We start from the raw sequence: 1,060 nt of genomic DNA on the forward strand, positions 1-1,060 counted from the left end.
CTTCGATGCCTGCACGTAGGCTTCTTCGATCATACAGCTTGGTGGTTCTTGAATCTGCGTGCCCTGCGATCCATTGAGCTTTCTCTAACGTGCCACCATTTTCTAAGAAGGTGGTAATGCCAGTCGCCCTAAAGCTATGGCAAGAGAACTTCCCCTCGATTCCCGCGATCTTCACTCTTCTTTGAACCATGGCATAAACATCTGTTCGGCGCATTGCGCCTTCTCCCAGTTTGCCGTTTCGCCCTCGAATGCTTCGGAAGAGGGGTGCATTGGGTTCCAATTCCCCAACTGCTGCTAAGTATTCCTCAAGAAATTCTTCTAGTCTGTGATTGCACGGTATTTCTCTTTGCTTCCCGCCTTTTTCATCAAGTCTTAGATAGAATCGTCGACCTGATATGTAATAGTCTTTTCGCTTCAGCTTGCAAACGGCGTCTACTCGGGCAAAGGTATATGCCATTACTCCAATCATCGCCCGGTCCCGCAGGTTGAGCAGATGTGGCTCCGTCATGGAGCTGAGAAGGGCTTGCATGTCTTCCAAATCAAATGCCGGAGTCTTCCCTTCACTTCTTGAGAATGACTCTGTTTTGACTTCCCGAACAGGGTTTCGCTCCAAGACTCCTTTTTCTACCCACCACGAGAAGAGCCTCCTCAGGGCTGAGAAGTGCCTTTTGACGGTCGGTGCAGAGACCTCCTTTCGCAGAGCTTCTCGGTATGCGGCGAGGTGAATTGTCGAAACGGTTTCTACTTTGAATCCTCGATCTTCGCACCAGGCTGCAAATCGGCGCACATCTCTCATGTAGCACTCGCGGGTGTGGTGGTTTGTGAGTTCGGCCGCAAAGAACTCGTAAAACGCTCGTTTCGTTTTTTCCTCGGCGGAACTGATAAATGCGGGAAGATTCGGGGACACCTCATTGTGCTGCAAGATTGTTCCGCGAAGAGGCTTTTCCACAACGCTGTGAGTTTACCATTCATAACCCCTTTTATGAATGGTAAAGTGGTTTTTGACCGCATTGCCTGTGTTGGGGGAATTTTGTTCTTCGTTCTCTGAGTTTGCGCTGGA

At 49.7% G+C, this 1,060-nt stretch carries 1 protein-coding gene; it reads right to left on the reverse strand.

Features of this window, described 5'->3' with window-relative positions; translation table 11 throughout:
* Positions 1-949, reverse strand: a 949-nt coding sequence (locus RMO15_RS05115; RefSeq protein ID WP_309708709.1) for a tyrosine-type recombinase/integrase, incomplete at its 3' end; no start/stop codon positions are given.
* Positions 950-1,060 lie beyond the last annotated feature (111 nt).

The organism is Armatimonas sp. (genome assembly GCF_031410135.1).
Lineage (GTDB): Bacteria > Armatimonadota > Armatimonadia > Armatimonadales > Armatimonadaceae > Armatimonas.